Source organism: Paraburkholderia caffeinitolerans (assembly GCF_902859945.1).
Classification (GTDB): Bacteria; Pseudomonadota; Gammaproteobacteria; order Burkholderiales; family Burkholderiaceae; genus Paraburkholderia; species Paraburkholderia caffeinitolerans.
Genome location: NZ_CADIKL010000049.1, coordinates 16,962 through 33,940, shown reverse-complemented (window position 1 = coordinate 33,940; position 16,979 = coordinate 16,962). Strand labels below are relative to the sequence as shown.

Genomic DNA, 16,979 nt, shown 5'->3' with positions numbered 1-16,979 from the left:
GTCGACAATGAGGCGTCTCAGGAGAGGTCACGCCATGCGCCTGTTGCTGGTAGAAGATGACGGGGTGCTCGCCGGGGCCGTGCTGGAGACGATGCGGTGCGCTGGCCACGCGATTGACTGGGTGCGTGAACGATGCGAGGCGGAGCTGTCGCTTCGCGACGGAACTTACGACCTGCTTGTGCTGGACCTCGGGCTGCCAGGAGACGCAGGGCTCGACCTGCTGAACCAGTACCGGAGGCGCGGTGGCCGCGCCTTCGTGATCATCCTGACCGCGCGGGACGCGGTGCAAAGCCGCATTCGCGCGCTCGATGCCGGTGTCGACGATTACCTGATCAAGCCATTCGACCTTGAGGAACTTGCGGCGCGTGTGCGTGCTCTGATGCGTCGTCGAACCAGTCAGGCAGCGCAGGCCTATGCACACGACGGTCTTGTGCTTAACCGGGTCTCCCATGAGGCGAGCCTCCATGACGTAGCGCTCGACCTGGTACCGCGCGAATTCAGCCTGCTCAGGGCGCTCATCGAAGAACCGCACCGGGTCTTAACCCATCGTGAACTTTTAGGGAAGATGTACGGCCCGGACGACGCAATCGACAGCAATGCTCTCGAGGTGCATGTGCATCGCCTCCGGCAGAAGATTGGCGCGGAGCGGATCGTGACGGTGCGGGGCATTGGGTACGGCCTGCGGTAGCTCGCGTGACGCAGCTGTAGCCGGTGCTGGCGCAGGCGAAGGCGTCGCGCAACATCGACCGGCCGCACCTGCACGATCCGTGTCGCGTTTTGCCGGCGCCTTCACACCGGAGCGGGGTCCCGCTATCGTTCCTGCCGTCGCAACCCGGACAGCTCAGGTCCGGCGTCGCCTCGAACGTTCCGGACGGTCGCCATGGTGCGGTGCGACCGCCGGGTCTTGTGTGCGGCTTACTTCGATTTCGGTGGCCGGCCGGTCTTGACCGGCTCGACCGCCTTGACGGCTGCAAGAAGGCGTTTTGTCGGTCCGGATGCCAGCAGAAGCAGCCCCGCGCGGACGAGCTCGCTCTTTTTCACGGCGACACCCGCGTCGAGGCACCGCTGTTTGAGCACCGCGAGCTGTTCGTAATCCGCCCTGGGCATCGTGAAGATGTCACGCACGACCTTTTCCCGTTTGACATGCTCCCTGCGGTGCCCGGCAACGCGTCCGGGAGACGCTTCCACGGGCGCTGCCTTCTGGCCCTGTGGCTTTGATCCCCCGCGCCGGGCCTTTGCTGGTTGCCCGGCCTCCCCGGTTGCCGGTGCCTCACCGGACCCTTCGCCCGGGGGCGTACCCTGCCGCTTGCCGCTTCTGTTCCTGGTTGCCTGTTGTTTCATGGTTTTTTCAGGTTTGACAAATCGTATAAACAGTTTATCGTCTTTCTGGTAAGGGGAGTTTTTCAATGCCAGACAAGCACATTTCCAGCCAGTTCGATGCTGAACTTGAACACCTGTCGTCGAGATTTTTCGAGATGGGGGGACTGGTTGAGTCACAGTTGAACGATGCAATGGAGGCGCTCAGCCGCTTCGACATGGGGCTGGTCGAGAAGGTCATTGATGAGGAGCATCGACTCAATGCGATGGAAGTCGAAATCGACGCCGCGTGCAGCAACGTCATCGCGCGGCGCCAGCCCATCGCACCGACCTGCGGCGACTGATGGCTTTCTCCAAGGGCATCAGCAATCTCGAGCGCGCAGGCGATGAAGCACGCAAGATCGCAAAACGGACGAGAAAAATCGCGAATGACGCGGCGGGCCGGAATCTGAATATCGCGGAAATCCGGTTGTCCGGTCAGATGGCGGCAACCATCTTCCACGACGCGCTCGCGGCATTCGCCCGACTCGACACGGTTGAGGCCGCCAGGATCATGCGCGAGGATGAGGCGATCGATGAGGAGTACCGCGCGTTTGTGCGCAAGCTGCCGACGTACATGGCGGAGAATCCCCGCGTCATCTCTTCCGCACTCGACTATGTGTCCATTGCGTCGGCCATCGAACGGATCGGCGACCATGCAAAGAACTTGGCGGAGCTCGTCATTTATGTTGTCAAGGGCAAGGATGTCCGTCACGTTTCGCGCGCTCAGCTAGAGCGGGAAGCCCTGGATGGTTGAGGTCATCCCAGGCGCGCCATTGTGGCGGAGCGCTTCAGCCAGGACGTTGCAGATCGCCCGGTCACGCGCCGGCAGTCGCCGGACGTGCGCCCCCAGCCCGGAAGCCGGTTCAACCGGTTCTCGTACGTCGCACGCGAGCGCTGAGAGTTCGTGCCGCAGCTGTGCAGCGACGCCCGGCAAAAGTCCGGAACCGCGAAGGGCATTCAGGGCGTCCGTCCCGCTATCGAATGGGTGGCGGCCTGCTTCGCGCCGTCTGGGTGGAGGCAATCGGTCGCCGCGCTGCCTGCCCCGCAAATCCGGGCGACCGCGACAATGCCCCGATGTGCGTGTTGGGCGACTGCGCAAACTGGACCAGAACTCCTCCAGCGCATAGACAGACTGGCTGTGCGCTGGCGCACCAATGTCACCCGAAATTTTCTGAACAATGGTGTGTGTTCCTCCGTGCCGCCTGCGGCGCTGATGTACACGGAAGGCGGCAACACGCCGGAGCGCGTGGGGAAAGCCGGCAATATGACGGTACAAGTGGAGCACGGGCATGCCGACGACATTCACGCTGATCGATCTCGCGGGTTCCATCGCGCTGCTTGTGCTCGGCACGCAGATGGTCCAGACGGGCATGCAGCGGGCGTTCGGTGTGGCGCTCCAGTCGCTTCTCGCGCGCTCGCTGCACGACCGGGGGCCCGCCTTCATTGCCGGTATGGGGTCCGCCGCCGTACTACAAAACGGTGCGGCAGCCGGCTTGATGACCGCCGGTCTCGCTGCAGAGGGGCGCGTTGACCTTGTTCCAGCGCTGGCCGTCATGCTGGGGGCGAACATCGGTGCGACGCTGATTGTGCAGGAGCTGTCGTTCGATGTGGCGGCTGTCTCACCAGCACTGGTACTGGTCGGTGTACTGATGTTTCGCAAGGCGTCGAACACGCGGGCACACGATCTGGGTCGCGCGTTCATCGGACTGGGCCTGATGCTGATTGCGTTGCACGAACTGCTCGATCTGATGACCGAGTACGAAGACGCACCCAGCCTGCGTGTGCTGCTGGGCGCCACGTCGACTGTCCCGCTGGTGGATGTTCTGCTCGCCGCGAGCCTGAGCTGGGCTGCGGATTCGACCGTTGCTGCGGTCTTGCTGGTCGCGTCCCTGTGCGCCAAAAACGTCGTGCCGCCGGATACTGCTTTCGCGCTGGTGCTCGGTGCGAACCTGGGCGCAAGGCAGCCGTTGGGGGCTTAAGGGTGCGGAAGATCTTGGCGGGGGATTGAAGGCCGTTTTCCAGTTTGAGAACGGATTCAATGTGAACAACGGGAAACTGGGGCAGGGTGGCTTGATGTTTGGCCGGCAGGCGTACGTCGGCATCGCAAGCGACCATTACGGTACATTGACACTGGGCCGCCAGTACGATTCCGTGGTGGACTACCTCGCGCAGACGACCGCCAATGGCAGTTGGGCTGGCTACATGTTCTCCCACCCGTACGATAACGACAATACGGACAACAGCTTCCGCGTCAACAACACCGTGAAATATGCGAGCCCGGTCTTCGCAGGGTTCCAGTTTGGCGGCACGTACAGCTTCAGCAACAGCACGAACTTCGGGAACAACCGGCAATACAGTGTCGGTGGTCAATACGCCAATGGCGGTCTCCTGATTGCGGCGGCGTACCTCCAGGCAAATAACCCCTCCTCAAATGCATCCGGTGCGATCGATACCTTCGATCGCGGATAACTCATTGGCCAGGACGCGATGACGGCGGCGAGCCCGCCAAGCCCGAGCGATGAATCGCGTACGTGTAACGCGTTAGGCGAGTTCGCCTTCAAAAATGAGAAGCGCTCGATTGGACGCCTTGAGCGCGTACTGCTTCGCCTCCTCGTACGATGGGTCCGCGTAGCAAGCTTTCGCCTGTTCCAAGGACGGGAACTCCACGACCGACACTCGCTTTGCCGAACCGGCTTCGAGCAGGACGGCCGTGACCTCTGCCGACCTTAGCTTGGCGTCATATTTCTCGGCGATGGGCCCCCAAAGCTTACCGTACTGAGCCTGCGCGTCGGAGTCAGTGATGTCCGCGCCTAAAACAATCCAATATCCCTTCACTTGTGCCTCCTTTGTTGCCGATGTTAGTTTAGAAAAAATTCCGTAAGGCACTTGCCCGTGCGGGCGCAAGTCGCTTATGCCTACCCCTGCACGCGAGCGAGAACTCGGTCAAGCGCTCTACCGTAGTGATCGTAGGCACCGGCAGAAGAAAGTTCAGCATGAAGCTGCTCATTCAGCCCCCCGGGCGTCATCAGATAATCGATCATCTCTGTGAACGACTGAGGTGTCCTGGTCGTTTCGAGCGCCAAGCCAACGGAATATCCCGACAGGAATGTGCGAGCCGCATCGTACGAGAGGCCTTGCTTCGTCAACCAGACGGCCTGAGCTTCCAACACGGCGTAGAAACTCGCCGTAGTCGCGGTAACTGCATGTAGCGCGTCGAACTGGTTCTCGCTTGTGACTTCGATGGCTTCTCCGAGCGCAGAAAATATGGACCGGGCGATATTGTCCGGCGGAAATATCGCGGTTCCTCCGCTACGATCCGCGACCGCAGGCAACGGGATTGCGCGGGCAAGCGTGGCCGCGGGGCGAGCGAGCCGATGCAGTTTTTCAATCGACGTTCCGGGAACGAACGTGATCACGTGATGCCGCACTTCGAACCGCAGCGCTCGTAAAACGTCTTCGACAATCTGAGGAACGACGGCCACGCATATCACGTCGCTAGTATCAAGCACCTCCTGATTGGAAACGCAAACCCTAATCCGCGCGTCGAGCGTAGCCAGTTCCGCTGCAACGGCCGCATTGCGCGGTGACAACGCAATGCTCTCGAAACTTAGTTGAGAGCGGACAAGTCCAGTCACGACGGCTCGTGTGATAACACCGGTTCCGACAAAGCCAATACGCATTTCTATCCTCTTGCACAAACGGCTATCGATCCCACGATAGTCCCAACGGTCGGATCGTCGATCAACATCAGTAGTCGCAATGCTAAAAACAACGCTCCGTTAGAGTCCTGTGTTGTGGCCATGACAACTCATTCTGTCCTGGACCCAGCTCGCCCTCCCAGATGATCGTCCTACGCATTCACAGCTGCACGATGAGGAGATGAAAACGCCAATCCGATCTCACCAGCCTCGTTCAGGTCGTTCTCCCGGATGTGCGCCTTTGATCACCTTTGACGTCAAAGATGAGATGACTCTTCACATCCGTAACATCGCAATATGCGAAGGAACCGATCTGTACCAGGAATGCAGCGGTGCGATTGTCGAAATCGGCGCGTGCACAAAGCTGCATACAGCACTTCCTGTCGATTAGACCATTTCAAAATACTTGAATTATTTCAAACTATCTGCTGCCGCCCGCCGAATTGACTGTTTTGCGCCCCCCAAAACAGCACGATCTGCGGCGTGTCGTCATCGTGGCGGCGCCCTTATTGGGCTCAAATTTCCCCACATCTCATGTGCAGTATTTGGTCAGCAGCGAATGATTCGCTTGCAAACCGCGGCAGACAACATGAATTTCGCGCAACTTCATTGATTGTGATTTATGTGTTGCATCGTCTAGCCCCAGTGACCTTGACGATTGGGCGAGCGACGAGTTCAGCCCGGCGGATCTGGGCGATGCGCACATGACGTAGCGACTCGTGGCCCTCGCGCGTCGCGCTGGCTCAGAGTCCGCAGTGCTGGCTCCCGCAATCGCTCAACGGCGCCGAGCTGAAGGTGACATATCGCTTCCATTTGAGACCCGGATCGCGCAGCTCAGTTCGATTGGCGGTTTGACAATCGCGGTTTCCACGTCTGGATGAATCTTCATGGTTCGCCTGCCGCTATCCATCAGAAAAACTGAAGATATCGATCAAAACTATGAGCTTTTCTTGTTGCCGCACTTCCGCCATAGTTCTTGCCTGCCTCGTTATCGAAGCATCGCTCTTACTGCGTGAATAGCATCGTGAAAATGCCGAACCCGGAATACCTGGACCATCCGTTACGCGGCGCTTTGGCTGCAGAGCTGCACGCTCGGCCGTTTCTAAAGCTGGCCGAATCCGTTTCGCTCATCCACTACGCGGTTTTCGCCGAGCACAAGCCGTGGTTACACGAGGCGCTATTGCAGAGGTTGTGCAGGGACGCGAAAATCCCGGACCCGGCAGAAGGTGCCACGCACTATTCCGTTCAATCACCGTGCGGATGGCATCTCAAGTGGGAGCGCCATGCCGAATTCTCCACGTTTACGTTCGTCAGTCCCCGCAGCGACAAAGAATTATTCGATGACGTCGCCATTCAGGGCATTCCTGCGAACTGGTTTGCGCAACTCGCCGGGAGCCGGTTCGTCGCGTCACGCATGGAACTGCTCGCCGGTGAAGCAGCGCGTGTGGCACGTGGCGCGATACGCCATTGGATCGATGGACCGATTCTCGTCGGAAGCAATGTGCTCGGCGGGGGCCAGGCGTTTTGCGACTGGTGCGTGCGGCCCGATGGCTTCACACGCTTTCTCGTCCTCGATGACGGCTTTCGCGAGGAGCAGGGTGGCCGTCTGTTGCAGCGACTGTACGAAATTGAAACGTACCGGATGATGGCGCTTCTGGCGCTGCCTGTCGCACGCCAGATGAGCCACGAACTGGACGAGATTCACATGTCGCTTCAGGCGCTTATGCAAGGCATGGACGCGGAGGGAGCGGAGGGCGACGACTCGCAGCTACTTGTCAAACTCACGCACCTTGCGGTTCGCGTCGAATCATTGGCGGGCTCAGGCGCACGCTTTAGCGCGTCACGTGCTTACGAGAAACTGGTCCTGGCGAGAATTCACGAGTTGCGCGAAGAGCGCATTGAGGGCATGCCCACGATCCAGGAGTTTATGGAACGCCGCTTCGCCCCTGCGATGGACACATGTCGCAGCGTCTGGGCGCGCCACGAGGTGCTCGCAGCCCGTATCGCGCGTGCGGTCGATCTGTTGCGCACGCGAGTCAATCTCGCGCAGGAAAGGGATGTCACTCGCCTGCTCGGAGGCATGGAGCGCACGGCACGGAATCAACTCCATTTGCAGCATGCTGTCGAGGGGCTCTCCGTTGCCGCGATCTCCTACTACGTGCTTTCGCTGGTGGCGGCCGCCTTCAAGGCGCTACACGTGCTCAGTCTGCCCATCCAGCCAGAACTGGCCGAAGGTCTGGCGATAGGGCCCGTGGTCATGGCGGTGATCGTAATCACGAGACGCACCCGAAGCCGGCTGTTGAAGCGAAGCGCAGGCACCGAAACAAACGACATTCATCCGTTGAAGCAACCGATCTGAAATTACTGACCAACCAGCAGGAGCATCAATGAACCACCCCGAAAGCAGCGACGCGCAGGAAAATACGCAGCGCGACGACACGACGAGCGCGACCTTCATGCTGCCGTACCGTTCCCTACTGCTGGCGCCAACGGTCTCACTGGCCGGCAACCCGATCGATCGGCACGATGTCGAGACAGCCGCAATCCTGGGCTACAACTGAGTCGACTCGATCGCCTACGGTACGCGTTTGGCCGTGGGGCGACGTGCGAGTTGGTTGCGCAAGCATCTAGGTTCAGGTTGCGCAGCGGGATTCAAATAACTGGAAAGGGAGACATCAGGCTGTCTGGGCCGCCAGGTGATCTCGGTACGGCACTACGACGCGGGCGCAGCCACTTGCACGCCGCGATCAATCGCTTCGACGCCTTTTGACCGAGTATCTCGTTCTCTTACTGGCGCTGCCAGCGGGCGCTATGTGATTCATCAAGGGTTCGCCGGCTTGATGCCACCGCAATCTGCGTTAGTTCGCACAATTTTGTTCCCGTGACATGGCCGTGAAACAACCGCAGCCCGGGCCACCGGGAACAAATTTACTTTAAGAAATTCTGCAACATTTTGTTCCTCAGCCGGACACTCGAAGTAATTTTGTACCTTCGGCAACGGGGGGATGCAGGCGGCGTCCTCGACCGATCGAGCGGTTGAGGACAACACTTGCTGGGGGTATCAGCGGGACAACTTCGGCCCCGGGGGGCGGGCACAAAGTTGTGCAGAAAACGGAGCCCAAATTCTGCAAGCCAACTGGTTCGCGGGCTCTGTTGCAGTAAGGCGTTCCGCTATGATGTATGGAACGACATGAAACTGAAAGCGTGATATCCGATATGTTGCTCAAGCGCGATCCCGCGACCGCGTTCATCGACCCGGTGAGCGAGACGACCACGCTCTCACTGATCTGCGATGTGGTCGATTCCGTGCTGCATCAGCCGTACTCGCGCGATCCGCGTCATATCGCGAAGAAGGCCGAGGCTTACCTGCGGCAGACCGGCATTGCCACGACCTGTTACTTCGGGCCCGAGCTCGAGTTTTTCATCTTCGATTCGATTCGTTTTGGCCAGGACGCGCACAGCGGCTACTACTACGTTGACTCCGCCGAAGGGGACTGGAATACGGGCCGCGACGAAGGCGCGTATGGCGGCGGCAACCTCGGCTACAAGTCGCGCTTTAAGGAGGGCTATTTCCCGGTGCCGCCGCACGACACCTTGCAGGACATTCGTTCGGAGATCGTGCTGTTGCTGCTGCAGGCCGGCGTGCAGGTGGAAGTGCATCACCACGAGGTGGCGACAGCCGGGCAGAACGAAATCGACATGCGTTTTTCCACGCTCACCCGCATGGCCGACAACGTGATGATCTACAAATACATCTGCAAGAACGTGGCGCGCCAGCACGGCAAGGTGGCGACCTTCATGCCAAAGCCGCTCTTCGCCGACAACGCCAGCGGCATGCATTGTCACCAGAGCCTCTGGAAGGACAACGAAAATCTGTTCTACGACGCGCACGGCTGGGCGCTCACGTCGGCGTTGTGCCGCTGGTACATCGGCGGCCTGCTCAAGCATGCGCCGGCGCTGATGGCGTTTTGCGCGCCCACCACGAACTCTTATAAGCGGCTCGTGCCGGGCTACGAAGCGCCGGTGAATCTGGCAATCTTACAACGCAACCGCTCGGCGGCCGCGCGCATCCCCACGTACTCCGATTCGCCGGCTGCGCGGCGGTGGAGTTCCGCTGTCCCGATCCATCGGCCAATGCGTACCTCGCATTCGCTGCGATGCTGATGGCCGAGCTCGACGGCATCGAAAACAAGACGGACCCGGGCGATGCGCTCGATGTGAACATCTACGATCTGCCGCCCGAGAAAGCGAAGAACGTGCGCCAGGTGCCGGGTTCGCTCGATGAAGCGCTCAAGGCGCTGGAAGCCCACAACGAGTTCCTGCGCAGAGGCGATGTCTTCACCGAAGACGTGATCGACACGTGGCTCGAGTACAAGAGAAAGCGCGAGATCGACGCGATCCGGATGCGGTCGCATCCCAGGGAGTTCTATCTGTATTTCGATGTCTGATGCCGCGTTGACGGCGAGTGTTGAAGGCTGGTGTTGACGCCCATATTCGCCAAAGTTTCCCGCCGGATCCGCTGAATATTGGGGCTGTTTCGTCAGGGAATACGGCGCATAATTGGCCTATGTTAGTTCCCGGCCGCGACGAGGTGCTATGCGCTGCACAAACTGCGGATTCGAGAATCTCGCCAGGGCCAGATTCTGCGAAGCGTGCGGGACGCTGCTCGCGCGCGCGTGTCCCCGTTGCGGGCACGAGGCCGCTGCAGCTGCCCGATTCTGCAGTGAATGCGGGGCGCAGCTTACCGAAGCGTCGGAGCCGGCGCCACCCGCAGAGGAGTCACCGCCCGCGCCGATTCACTACACGCCCCATCATCTTGCTGAGCGTATTCGTGCTGAGCACGTCGCCATGGAAGCAAGAGGCGAGACCGCAGGCGAACGCAAGACTATCACCGCGCTGTTCGCGGACATGGCCGGTTCCACGGCCTTGATTCATGGTCTCGACCCGGAAGAAGCCCATCACCTGATCGAACCCGTCGTTGCACTGATGATGGAGGCTGTCCACTATTACGAGGGCTACGTCGCGAAGTCGTTGGGTGACGGCATCCTCGCGCTCTTTGGCGCGCCGATCGCTCACGAAGACCATCCGCAACGCGCGCTGTTCGCCGCGCTACGCATGCAGCAGGCAATGCGCTGGCACGGCGATCGCATTCGGCTGGAGAAAGGCATTCCTCTGCAGATTCGTGTGGGCATTCACACCGGCGAGGTCGTCGTGCGTTCGATCCGCACCGACGATCTGCACACCGATTACGACCCGGTTGGCCACACGATCCACATCGCCTCGCGCATGGAGGGCATCGCCACGCCCACGTCGATCCTCGTGAGCGAATCGACCCACAAACTGGCCGAGGGCTATTTCGAGTTCAAGCCGCTGGGCGCAGCCCAGGTCAAAGGCATTCCCGAGCCGCTGCCCGTGTATGAAGTGCTGGGCCCGGGTGCGCTGCGCACGCGATTACAGTTGGCGGCGCATCGCGGCCTCGCGCGTTTCGTCGGGCGCGAAGCTGAAATGGCCCATCTTGACCGGGCGCTGGAAATGACACGGGCGGGACGGGGACAGGTCGTCGCCGTGGTCGGCGAAGCGGGCGTCGGGAAGTCGCGCCTTTTCCATGAATTCAAGGAACGTTCACGGCGAGGAAGTCTGGTGCTGGAAACGTTTTCTGTTTCACATGGCAAGGCGTTTGCCAATTTGCCGCTGATCGAGCTCATGAAGAGCTATTTTCAGATCAACGCGCAAGACGACGAGCGACGTCGCCGCGAGAAAGTCGTTGGCAAGGTGTTGACGCTCGAGCGCAGTTTCGAGGATCTGGTGCCTTACCCGCTCTATCTGCTGGGCACGGGCGAATCCGCTTCGGTGCTGGCGGGCATGGATCCCAAGGTTCGGCGCGACCGGACGTTCGACGCGATCACGCAGATTCTCACGCGCGAGAGCCAAAGCCAGCCGATCGAGCTGCTCTTCGAGGACCTGCAATGGCTGGACCGGGAGACCGAGGCGTTCCTTGTGCACCTGGTTGAGCGCGTGCCGGGTACCCGTGTCCTGCTGCTCGTGAACTACCGGCCGGAGTATCAGCCGGCGTGGGATAGCAACCAGCTCCGGCTGGAGCCGCTTGGACTGGCGGAGGCCGAGGGACTGCTTGCGGCCCTGCTCGGCGAGCATGCCTCGCTTTTGCCGCTCAAGCAGCGCATCCTCGAAAAGACCGAGGGCAACCCGTTCTTCATGGAGGAAGTGGTGCAAACGCTCGTGGAGGAGCGCACCTTGTACGGCGAGCCCGGGCGTTATCGCATCGAAACGACACCCTCTGCGCTGCATATCCCGACCACGGTGCAAGGCGTGCTCGCTGCACGTATCGACCGCCTCCCGCTCACTCAGAAGGAGCTGCTGCAAACGCTCGCGGTGATCGGCAAGGAGTTTCCGTTCAGCCTGGTCCAGCGTATTTGCGACGGGCAACTCGCACGCACCGACGATGATCTTCGCGCGCTGCTCGCTCACCTGGAAGCCGCGGAATTCATTTACGAGCGGCCCGCCTACCCGGAGGTCGAGTATTCGTTCAAACACGCGCTGACGCAGGAAGTGGCGGGCCACTCGCTGCTCACGGAGCGACGCAGCGTGTTGCACGAGCGGACCGCGAAGGCTATCGAGGCGCTGTTCCCCGCGCGCATCGCGGACTACTGCAGCGAACTGGCGCACCACTACAGCCTGAGCGGCAATATTCCCAAGGCGGTGGAATACCTGCACCGCGCCGGGCAGCAAGCGCTCAGGCATGCTGCTCACCCGGATGCCATGCACCATCTCGGCGCCGCTCTGGGTCTGCTCGAGCGATTGCCCGATACGCCTGCCCGCGCGTCCCGCGAGCTGATGCTGCTGCTCGCGCTGGGTCCAGCCTTGATGAACGTGCGCGGTTATGGGGCGCCCGAGGTGGCGGCGACCTACACGCGAGCCCGGCAGTTGGGTGAACAGCTCGGCGAGGTGTCGCAGCTATTTGCGGCTATCCTCGGCTTGCGAATTCATAACATGGCGTGTGCGCAGTACGCCGTCGCGTGCAATCTGGGCGAGCAGATGCTGCGCATGGCGCAGCAAGCAAACGATCTGGACTGGCTCATGGAGGCACACGGTGCACTCGGTGCCAGCCTCTTCCTTCAGGGCGAACTGGACGCTGCTGCAGCACACCTGGAGCAGGCGCTGACCCTCTATGATCCCGAGCGGCATCAGGCACATGCGGTCTCCCATGGCGTGGACCCTGGCAGCCGGGCGTTGAATTTCCTGTCCTTGATACGCTGGCTTCAGGGCTATCCCGATCAGGCGGTCAAGCGAAGCATGGAGGCGCTCGTGCTCGCGCAGAAGCTTGCCTACGGGCCGACATTGGCATTCACGCTGGCTTACGCAGCCGAACTGCATCAGCTTCGGCGCGAGGCTGCGCTGGTCAAGGAGCGAGCCGAAGCGGCCATCACTGTCTCGACCGAACACGATTTGCCGTACTGGCTCGCATGGGGAACCATTTTGTCGGGCTGGGCGCGCATCGAACCGGGAAGCTTGCAGGAGGGCATCGCCCAGTTGCGCCAGGGGCTGGACGCCGAACAGTCAGCGGGCGGCGAGGAGCATCGCTCCTACTTTCTGGCCTTGCTTGCCGAGTGTCAGTGGCGGGCCGGCGACGTGGCGGGCGGCCTGCGCACGCTCGACGAGGCCATGGCGATCGCGGACGCAACCGGCGAGCGTTTCTACGAGGCTGAATTGCATCGGCTCAAGGGAGTCATGCTGCTCGGGGCATCGAGCGAGGACGAACGCGCGCCTTCGTCCAGCGAGGGCGCGCAAGCGTGTTTTCTCAAGGCGCTTGCCGTGGCTCGCGCGCAGGGCGCACACTCACTGGCGTTGCGCGCGGCGTCGAGCCTGGCACATCTGTGGCAGCGTGAAGGCAGACCAGACGAGGCAAGACAGGTGCTGTCCGAAACCGTCGGCAACTTCACGGAGGGTTTCGACACCGGCGATTTGCGAGAAGCCAGGGCGTTGCTCGACACGCTAGCATCGAGCAACGCGCGAACCATCGACGACGGACGGTGCTAACCCGGCAGCGAGGCGACCCATGGCGACGAAGCAGACAGAAAGCCGTGAAAGAAGCAACGACCCCGCAGCGCCAAGGCAGATCGCGCTGGCGTTGCAGGGCGGCGGGATGCATGGCGCGTTCACTTGGGGCGTGCTCGACCGCCTGCTCGAAGACAAAAGACTCGCGATCGAAGGCGTAAGCGCGACCAGCGCCGGTGCAATGAACGGCGCCGTGCTGGCGTACGGGCTGTTGAAGGGCGGCGAGAGCGGCGCGCGGGAGGCACTGCACGACTTCTGGCATGCGGTTGCCGAGTCGGCCGAACGCTATAACCCGCTGCGCTGGGTGCCGTGGCTCAAGGGGTCGCACAGTTTCGGGCTCGACCATTCGCCGCTTTATGCGTTCGCCGACATGATGCTGCGAATGTTCTCTCCCTACCAGTTCAATCCGCACAACCTGAATCCGCTGCGGGAGGTCCTTGAGCGCCACGTCGATTTTGTGGCGCTGCGCAAGGCGTGCCCGATACTGTTGTACCTGTGCGCCACCAACGTAGAGACGGGCAAGATACGCCTGTTCACGGGCGAGGACGTTTGCGCGGACGCCGTGCTCGCCTCCGCATGTGTGCCGACGCTGTTTCAGGCGGTCACCATTGCAGGCGAGCACTACTGGGATGGCGGCTATATGGGCAACCCGGCCATCTATCCGCTGATCTATCACTGCAAGACGCGCGACGTGGTGATCGTCCATATCAATCCGCTCGTGCGCCCCGGGGTGCCGGTCACGGCGGCCGATATTCTTAACCGGATCAGCGAAATCAGTTTCAACTCGTCATTGATGCGCGAAATGCGCGCGATTGCGTTCGTTACCGATCTGATCCAGCAAGGCAAATTCGCTCGCGACGAGATGAAGGAAATGCTGATTCATTCGATCCGCTCCGACGCGGCAATGTGCGAACTCAGCGTATCGAGCAAGTACAACGCGGATTGGGATTTCCTGTGCGAACTGCGGGACAACGGCCGAAAGGAAGCCGATGCGTGGCTCGCCCAGCACTATGCCGATATCGGTCAGCGCTCGAGTATCGACATTCGCGAGGAATTTCTCTGAGGCTTTCGATGGCGGCAGCGCAAGACAGGGGCGGGGACGCGCAGTGCGCAAAGGAGCAAGGGTGAACCTGACGCAGGAGCGCTTCGTCGAGTTGTGGTCGCGCAACGGGGGGCAGCACGCCGACACCGTGTATGCCGATCTCGCGCGCCGTTATGGGGAACCGGGCCGTCACTATCACACGTTGCGTCACGTTCGCCGCTGCCTGCGCTATTTCGATCTGGCGTGTCATGCCATTGAACGTCGCGATGTCGTGGAGTTGGCCCTCTGGTGCCACGACGTGATATACGTTCCAGGCGATCAGGATAACGAACAGTGCAGTGTTGACTGGGTGCAGCGCTGGGCCGGCGATCGCTTTGTGATGTGCGAGCGCATTTGCGAAGCGATTCTCGCGACCCGGCACACCCGTGCTCCGGTCGAACCCGATTCGCGCTTCGCGTGCGATATCGATCTCGCGGCGCTCGGCGCTTCGCGTCGCCGGTTTCAGGAAGACGGCATGCGCCTTAGGGCCGAACGCCCGGACCTCGACGACCACGCGTATGCCGTGCAGGAGAGCAAGATCTTGCGAGGCTTGCTCGCGCGGCCGCGCATCTACCTGACCGATTACTTCCATTCACGCTGCGAGGCGCGCGCACGCGGTAATATCGCATGGCGGCTCGGGGGGCAGGGGCTGGAATAGCGGTGAGGTTCAGCGTACACGTCCACACAGATCCCCGGCCTCGTCGCGGTGCGATTCATCGGCGGCGGTCGATGCCGTGCATGAGTGGATCACTCGCACTGCGCAGACGAGGAGCCAGAAATCGGCGATTATGGAAGGCGCAATGATCGAGCCACAGAATCTGACCCGAGTAGATCCTTGATCTGATGAAACATCGGGAGGCATTGTGGCCATCACCCCGACGTCCGGCGCGAACCCGAGCGCCGAATCCGCGCGTAGCGGTCTGAGCATCGACGCGCTGCGGCGCGGCGTGCTCGACAATATGATCTGCCTGCAAGCCCGCACGCCGGGCATTGCAACGCCGCACGACTGGTACATGGCGCTCGCTATAGCGTGCGTGACCGCATGCTGGCGCGCCGGGCCGCAACGATCCAGACCTATGCCGAGCGCGATTTACGCGTGGCGTGCTACCTCTCCGCCGAGTTCCTGATCGGCCCGCAACTGGGCAACAATCTCGTCGATCTCGGCATCGAAGACAATGCGCGCGAGGCCATGCGCGCAGGGCCAGGATCTCGACGAACTGCTCGCGGTAGAAGAAGAGCCGGGGCTCGGCAATGGCGGACTCGGCAAGCTTGCAGCCTGTTATCTGGATTCGCTCGCGACGCTCGAAATTCCCTCCGTGGGCTACGGCATCGAAGTCGAGCGGATCGCCCGGTTCCTCCTACCAGAACATGTCGTATTGCGAGAGCGCCTTCGCGTACTGGATCGCGGTATCGAGATCGAAGTGGCCGTTCGCATCGACAGCGAGTTTCTGGCCGTCGCCGAGCACGCTCAGGATCGAATCGATGCGGCGAAGATCTTCGTCAAGCGAAGCGCCGCCGATCCTTTTCTTCACGACCGTATAGCCGCGATCGATGTAGCTGCGCATCTCGTCCTTCAGCTTTTCGTGATCCTGGCCCGGATAGTAGTAACTGCCCGCAGCGTAGACGAAGATCTTGCGGGGCCCATTCTCACGGTGCCACGTGTGTCAGCATGAACGGCGGCGCGGCAAAAAAGGTCGATGGCGCGGCGCCAACCTGGAACTGCATCACCTGCTGGGCGACGAGCTTCAGTTCGAACATGATGCCAAGCGCCGCATCCAGTCGTTCAGGCCGACCGTTGAACGTCTGGTCCAGCGCCACGAGCAGGCTCTGGTACGCCTCGTAGAACTGCTTGCCGGCGATATACGCGCCGCTGCCCTCGGGATAGTCGCTCAAGGCGGCGTTCGGGAACAGATTGACAATGTTGCTTTCGTCGAGCGGAACCGGCTCGCCCGTATACGACCACCCAGAGGGGTTCGCGCCATCGGGCACGAGCCGATGCCCGTAGAAGATTTCCCCGAACTTGAAGTAGTGCGCGTAGTTGCCATCCGGGTCCGCTTTCGGATTGATCTTGTCCTCCCTGATCTGCAAGCCTTCGCCCTGGCGCACGATCGTTTCGAGCACCGCGCGCGCGGATTCGAGCGACGACACCTTGCCGTCCGGAAAGCGTTGGATTTCGGGCGGAAACCATTTGCTGATGTCGATCTGCTGTTCGAGCCGCGGATGTGCGAAGATCGGCTGCCCGGCGGCAACGAGTTCCGCGAGCTTGTCGATCAGCGCCGCATAGAAGTCGCCGATGGAGTCGTAGCTGGCCTGCGCATCGGCGAGCAGCCGGGTCTCGCCGGGAAGGATCGCTTTCGTGGCCGGCCGCTCGATGGCCATGAACACGTTGCCGACCTGCGGCTTCGTCAGTGAGCCCAGCGTGACGGTCAGGCCTTCGTCGATACACATCGGCAGCGGGCCAGGATACTGGAGCTGCTGCGCGATCTCGAGCAGTTTCGGGTTGCCGCCGATCGCGATCAACGTATTGCCCGCGAGCGTCATGTGAAGCATTTCCTCGACCACGATCGAATGCACCAGCGCACGCGCTTCGCGGTTTTCCGCTTTGATCGAAAACAGCGCGGTGAGGTAGGGCGGGATCGTCGAGAGTTCGAGCGACATCGCGCCGCTCAGCATCGTCTGCACCTCTTCGACACTATCGGCCGCGCGCAGACGGGCGATGACTTCCTTTCTGATCTTCAGCATGGCGAATCATTCCTGTTCAATAAGGA

At 61.2% G+C, this 16,979-nt stretch carries 11 protein-coding genes and 5 pseudogenes; 11 read left to right on the top strand and 5 right to left on the bottom strand.

The genetic code is table 11. The features are described 5' to 3' along the window. The first annotated feature begins 34 nt into the window (after positions 1–34). Complete coding sequence (locus HV773_RS31825) at positions 35–688, top strand: response regulator (protein WP_175197900.1); 654 nt, start codon at positions 35–37, stop codon at positions 686–688. 227 nt (positions 689–915) lie between these two features. On the opposite strand, the gene HV773_RS31820 is transcribed toward HV773_RS31825, so the two are convergent. Continuing rightward, a complete protein-coding gene (locus HV773_RS31820) occupies positions 916–1,125 on the bottom strand; it encodes a hypothetical protein (protein WP_343052407.1) in 210 nt (69 codons plus the stop codon). A 281-nt stretch (positions 1,126–1,406) separates the two neighbouring features. On the opposite strand from HV773_RS31820, the pseudogene phoU reads away from it, so the two are divergent. The 3 genes and pseudogenes from phoU to HV773_RS31805 all read left to right on the top strand — a co-directional run. Beyond that, positions 1,407–2,113, top strand: a pseudogene (gene phoU, locus HV773_RS31815) (phosphate signaling complex protein PhoU). A gap of 535 nt (positions 2,114–2,648) precedes the next feature. Continuing rightward, positions 2,649–3,338: a Na/Pi cotransporter family protein gene (locus HV773_RS31810; RefSeq protein ID WP_343052406.1), complete on the top strand. Its 690-nt coding sequence runs from the start codon at positions 2,649–2,651 to the stop codon at positions 3,336–3,338. Continuing rightward, positions 3,310–3,810, top strand: a pseudogene (locus tag HV773_RS31805) (porin); the annotation flags it as partial. The gene HV773_RS31810 and the pseudogene HV773_RS31805, both read left to right, overlap by 29 nt. A gap of 90 nt (positions 3,811–3,900) precedes the next feature. Here HV773_RS31805 and HV773_RS31800 read toward each other — a convergent pair. Next, positions 3,901–4,194, bottom strand: coding sequence for a DUF1330 domain-containing protein (locus tag HV773_RS31800; RefSeq protein WP_175197899.1), 294 nt, complete (start codon positions 4,192–4,194; stop codon positions 3,901–3,903). A gap of 80 nt (positions 4,195–4,274) precedes the next feature. Then, positions 4,275–5,039, bottom strand: coding sequence for a pyrroline-5-carboxylate reductase (locus HV773_RS31795; protein ID WP_175197898.1), 765 nt, complete (start codon positions 5,037–5,039; stop codon positions 4,275–4,277). Positions 5,040–6,087: 1,048 nt separating this feature from the next. Between HV773_RS31795 and HV773_RS31790 the strand changes: the two genes are divergently transcribed. The 7 genes and pseudogenes from HV773_RS31790 to HV773_RS31760 form a co-directional block, all read left to right on the top strand. Next, positions 6,088–7,416 carry a DUF3422 family protein gene (locus HV773_RS31790; protein WP_175197918.1) on the top strand — a complete coding sequence of 443 codons (1,329 nt, stop codon included), beginning with the start codon at positions 6,088–6,090 and terminating at the stop codon, positions 7,414–7,416. A 28-nt stretch (positions 7,417–7,444) separates the two neighbouring features. Beyond that, on the top strand, positions 7,445–7,618 hold the full coding sequence (locus HV773_RS31785) for a hypothetical protein (RefSeq protein WP_175197897.1): 174 nt from the start codon (positions 7,445–7,447) through the stop codon (positions 7,616–7,618). Positions 7,619–8,267: 649 nt separating this feature from the next. Continuing rightward, a pseudogene (glnA, locus tag HV773_RS31780) lies at positions 8,268–9,505 on the top strand (type I glutamate--ammonia ligase); the annotation flags it as partial. Positions 9,506–9,653: 148 nt separating this feature from the next. After that, a complete protein-coding gene (locus HV773_RS31775; protein WP_175197896.1) occupies positions 9,654–13,112 on the top strand; it encodes an adenylate/guanylate cyclase domain-containing protein in 3,459 nt (1,152 codons plus the stop codon). A gap of 19 nt (positions 13,113–13,131) precedes the next feature. Next, positions 13,132–14,193 (top strand): patatin-like phospholipase family protein, encoded by a 1,062-nt coding sequence (locus HV773_RS31770; RefSeq protein WP_175197895.1) that lies wholly within the window; start codon positions 13,132–13,134, stop codon positions 14,191–14,193. A 61-nt stretch (positions 14,194–14,254) separates the two neighbouring features. Next, entirely contained in the window at positions 14,255–14,869 is a 615-nt protein-coding gene (locus HV773_RS31765; RefSeq protein WP_175197894.1) for an HD domain-containing protein, read from the top strand. A gap of 301 nt (positions 14,870–15,170) precedes the next feature. Beyond that, a pseudogene (locus tag HV773_RS31760) lies at positions 15,171–15,551 on the top strand (glycogen/starch/alpha-glucan phosphorylase); the annotation flags it as partial. 21 nt (positions 15,552–15,572) lie between these two features. Here HV773_RS31760 and HV773_RS31755 read toward each other — a convergent pair. Together HV773_RS31755 and HV773_RS31750 are read right to left on the bottom strand one after the other, a co-directional pair. Further along, a pseudogene (locus HV773_RS31755) lies at positions 15,573–15,848 on the bottom strand (enolase C-terminal domain-like protein); the annotation flags it as partial. A 10-nt stretch (positions 15,849–15,858) separates the two neighbouring features. Then, the gene (locus HV773_RS31750) at positions 15,859–16,953 is read right to left on the bottom strand and encodes a ferritin-like domain-containing protein (protein WP_175197893.1); all 1,095 of its coding nucleotides are present in this window, start codon (positions 16,951–16,953) and stop codon (positions 15,859–15,861) included. Positions 16,954–16,979 lie beyond the last annotated feature (26 nt).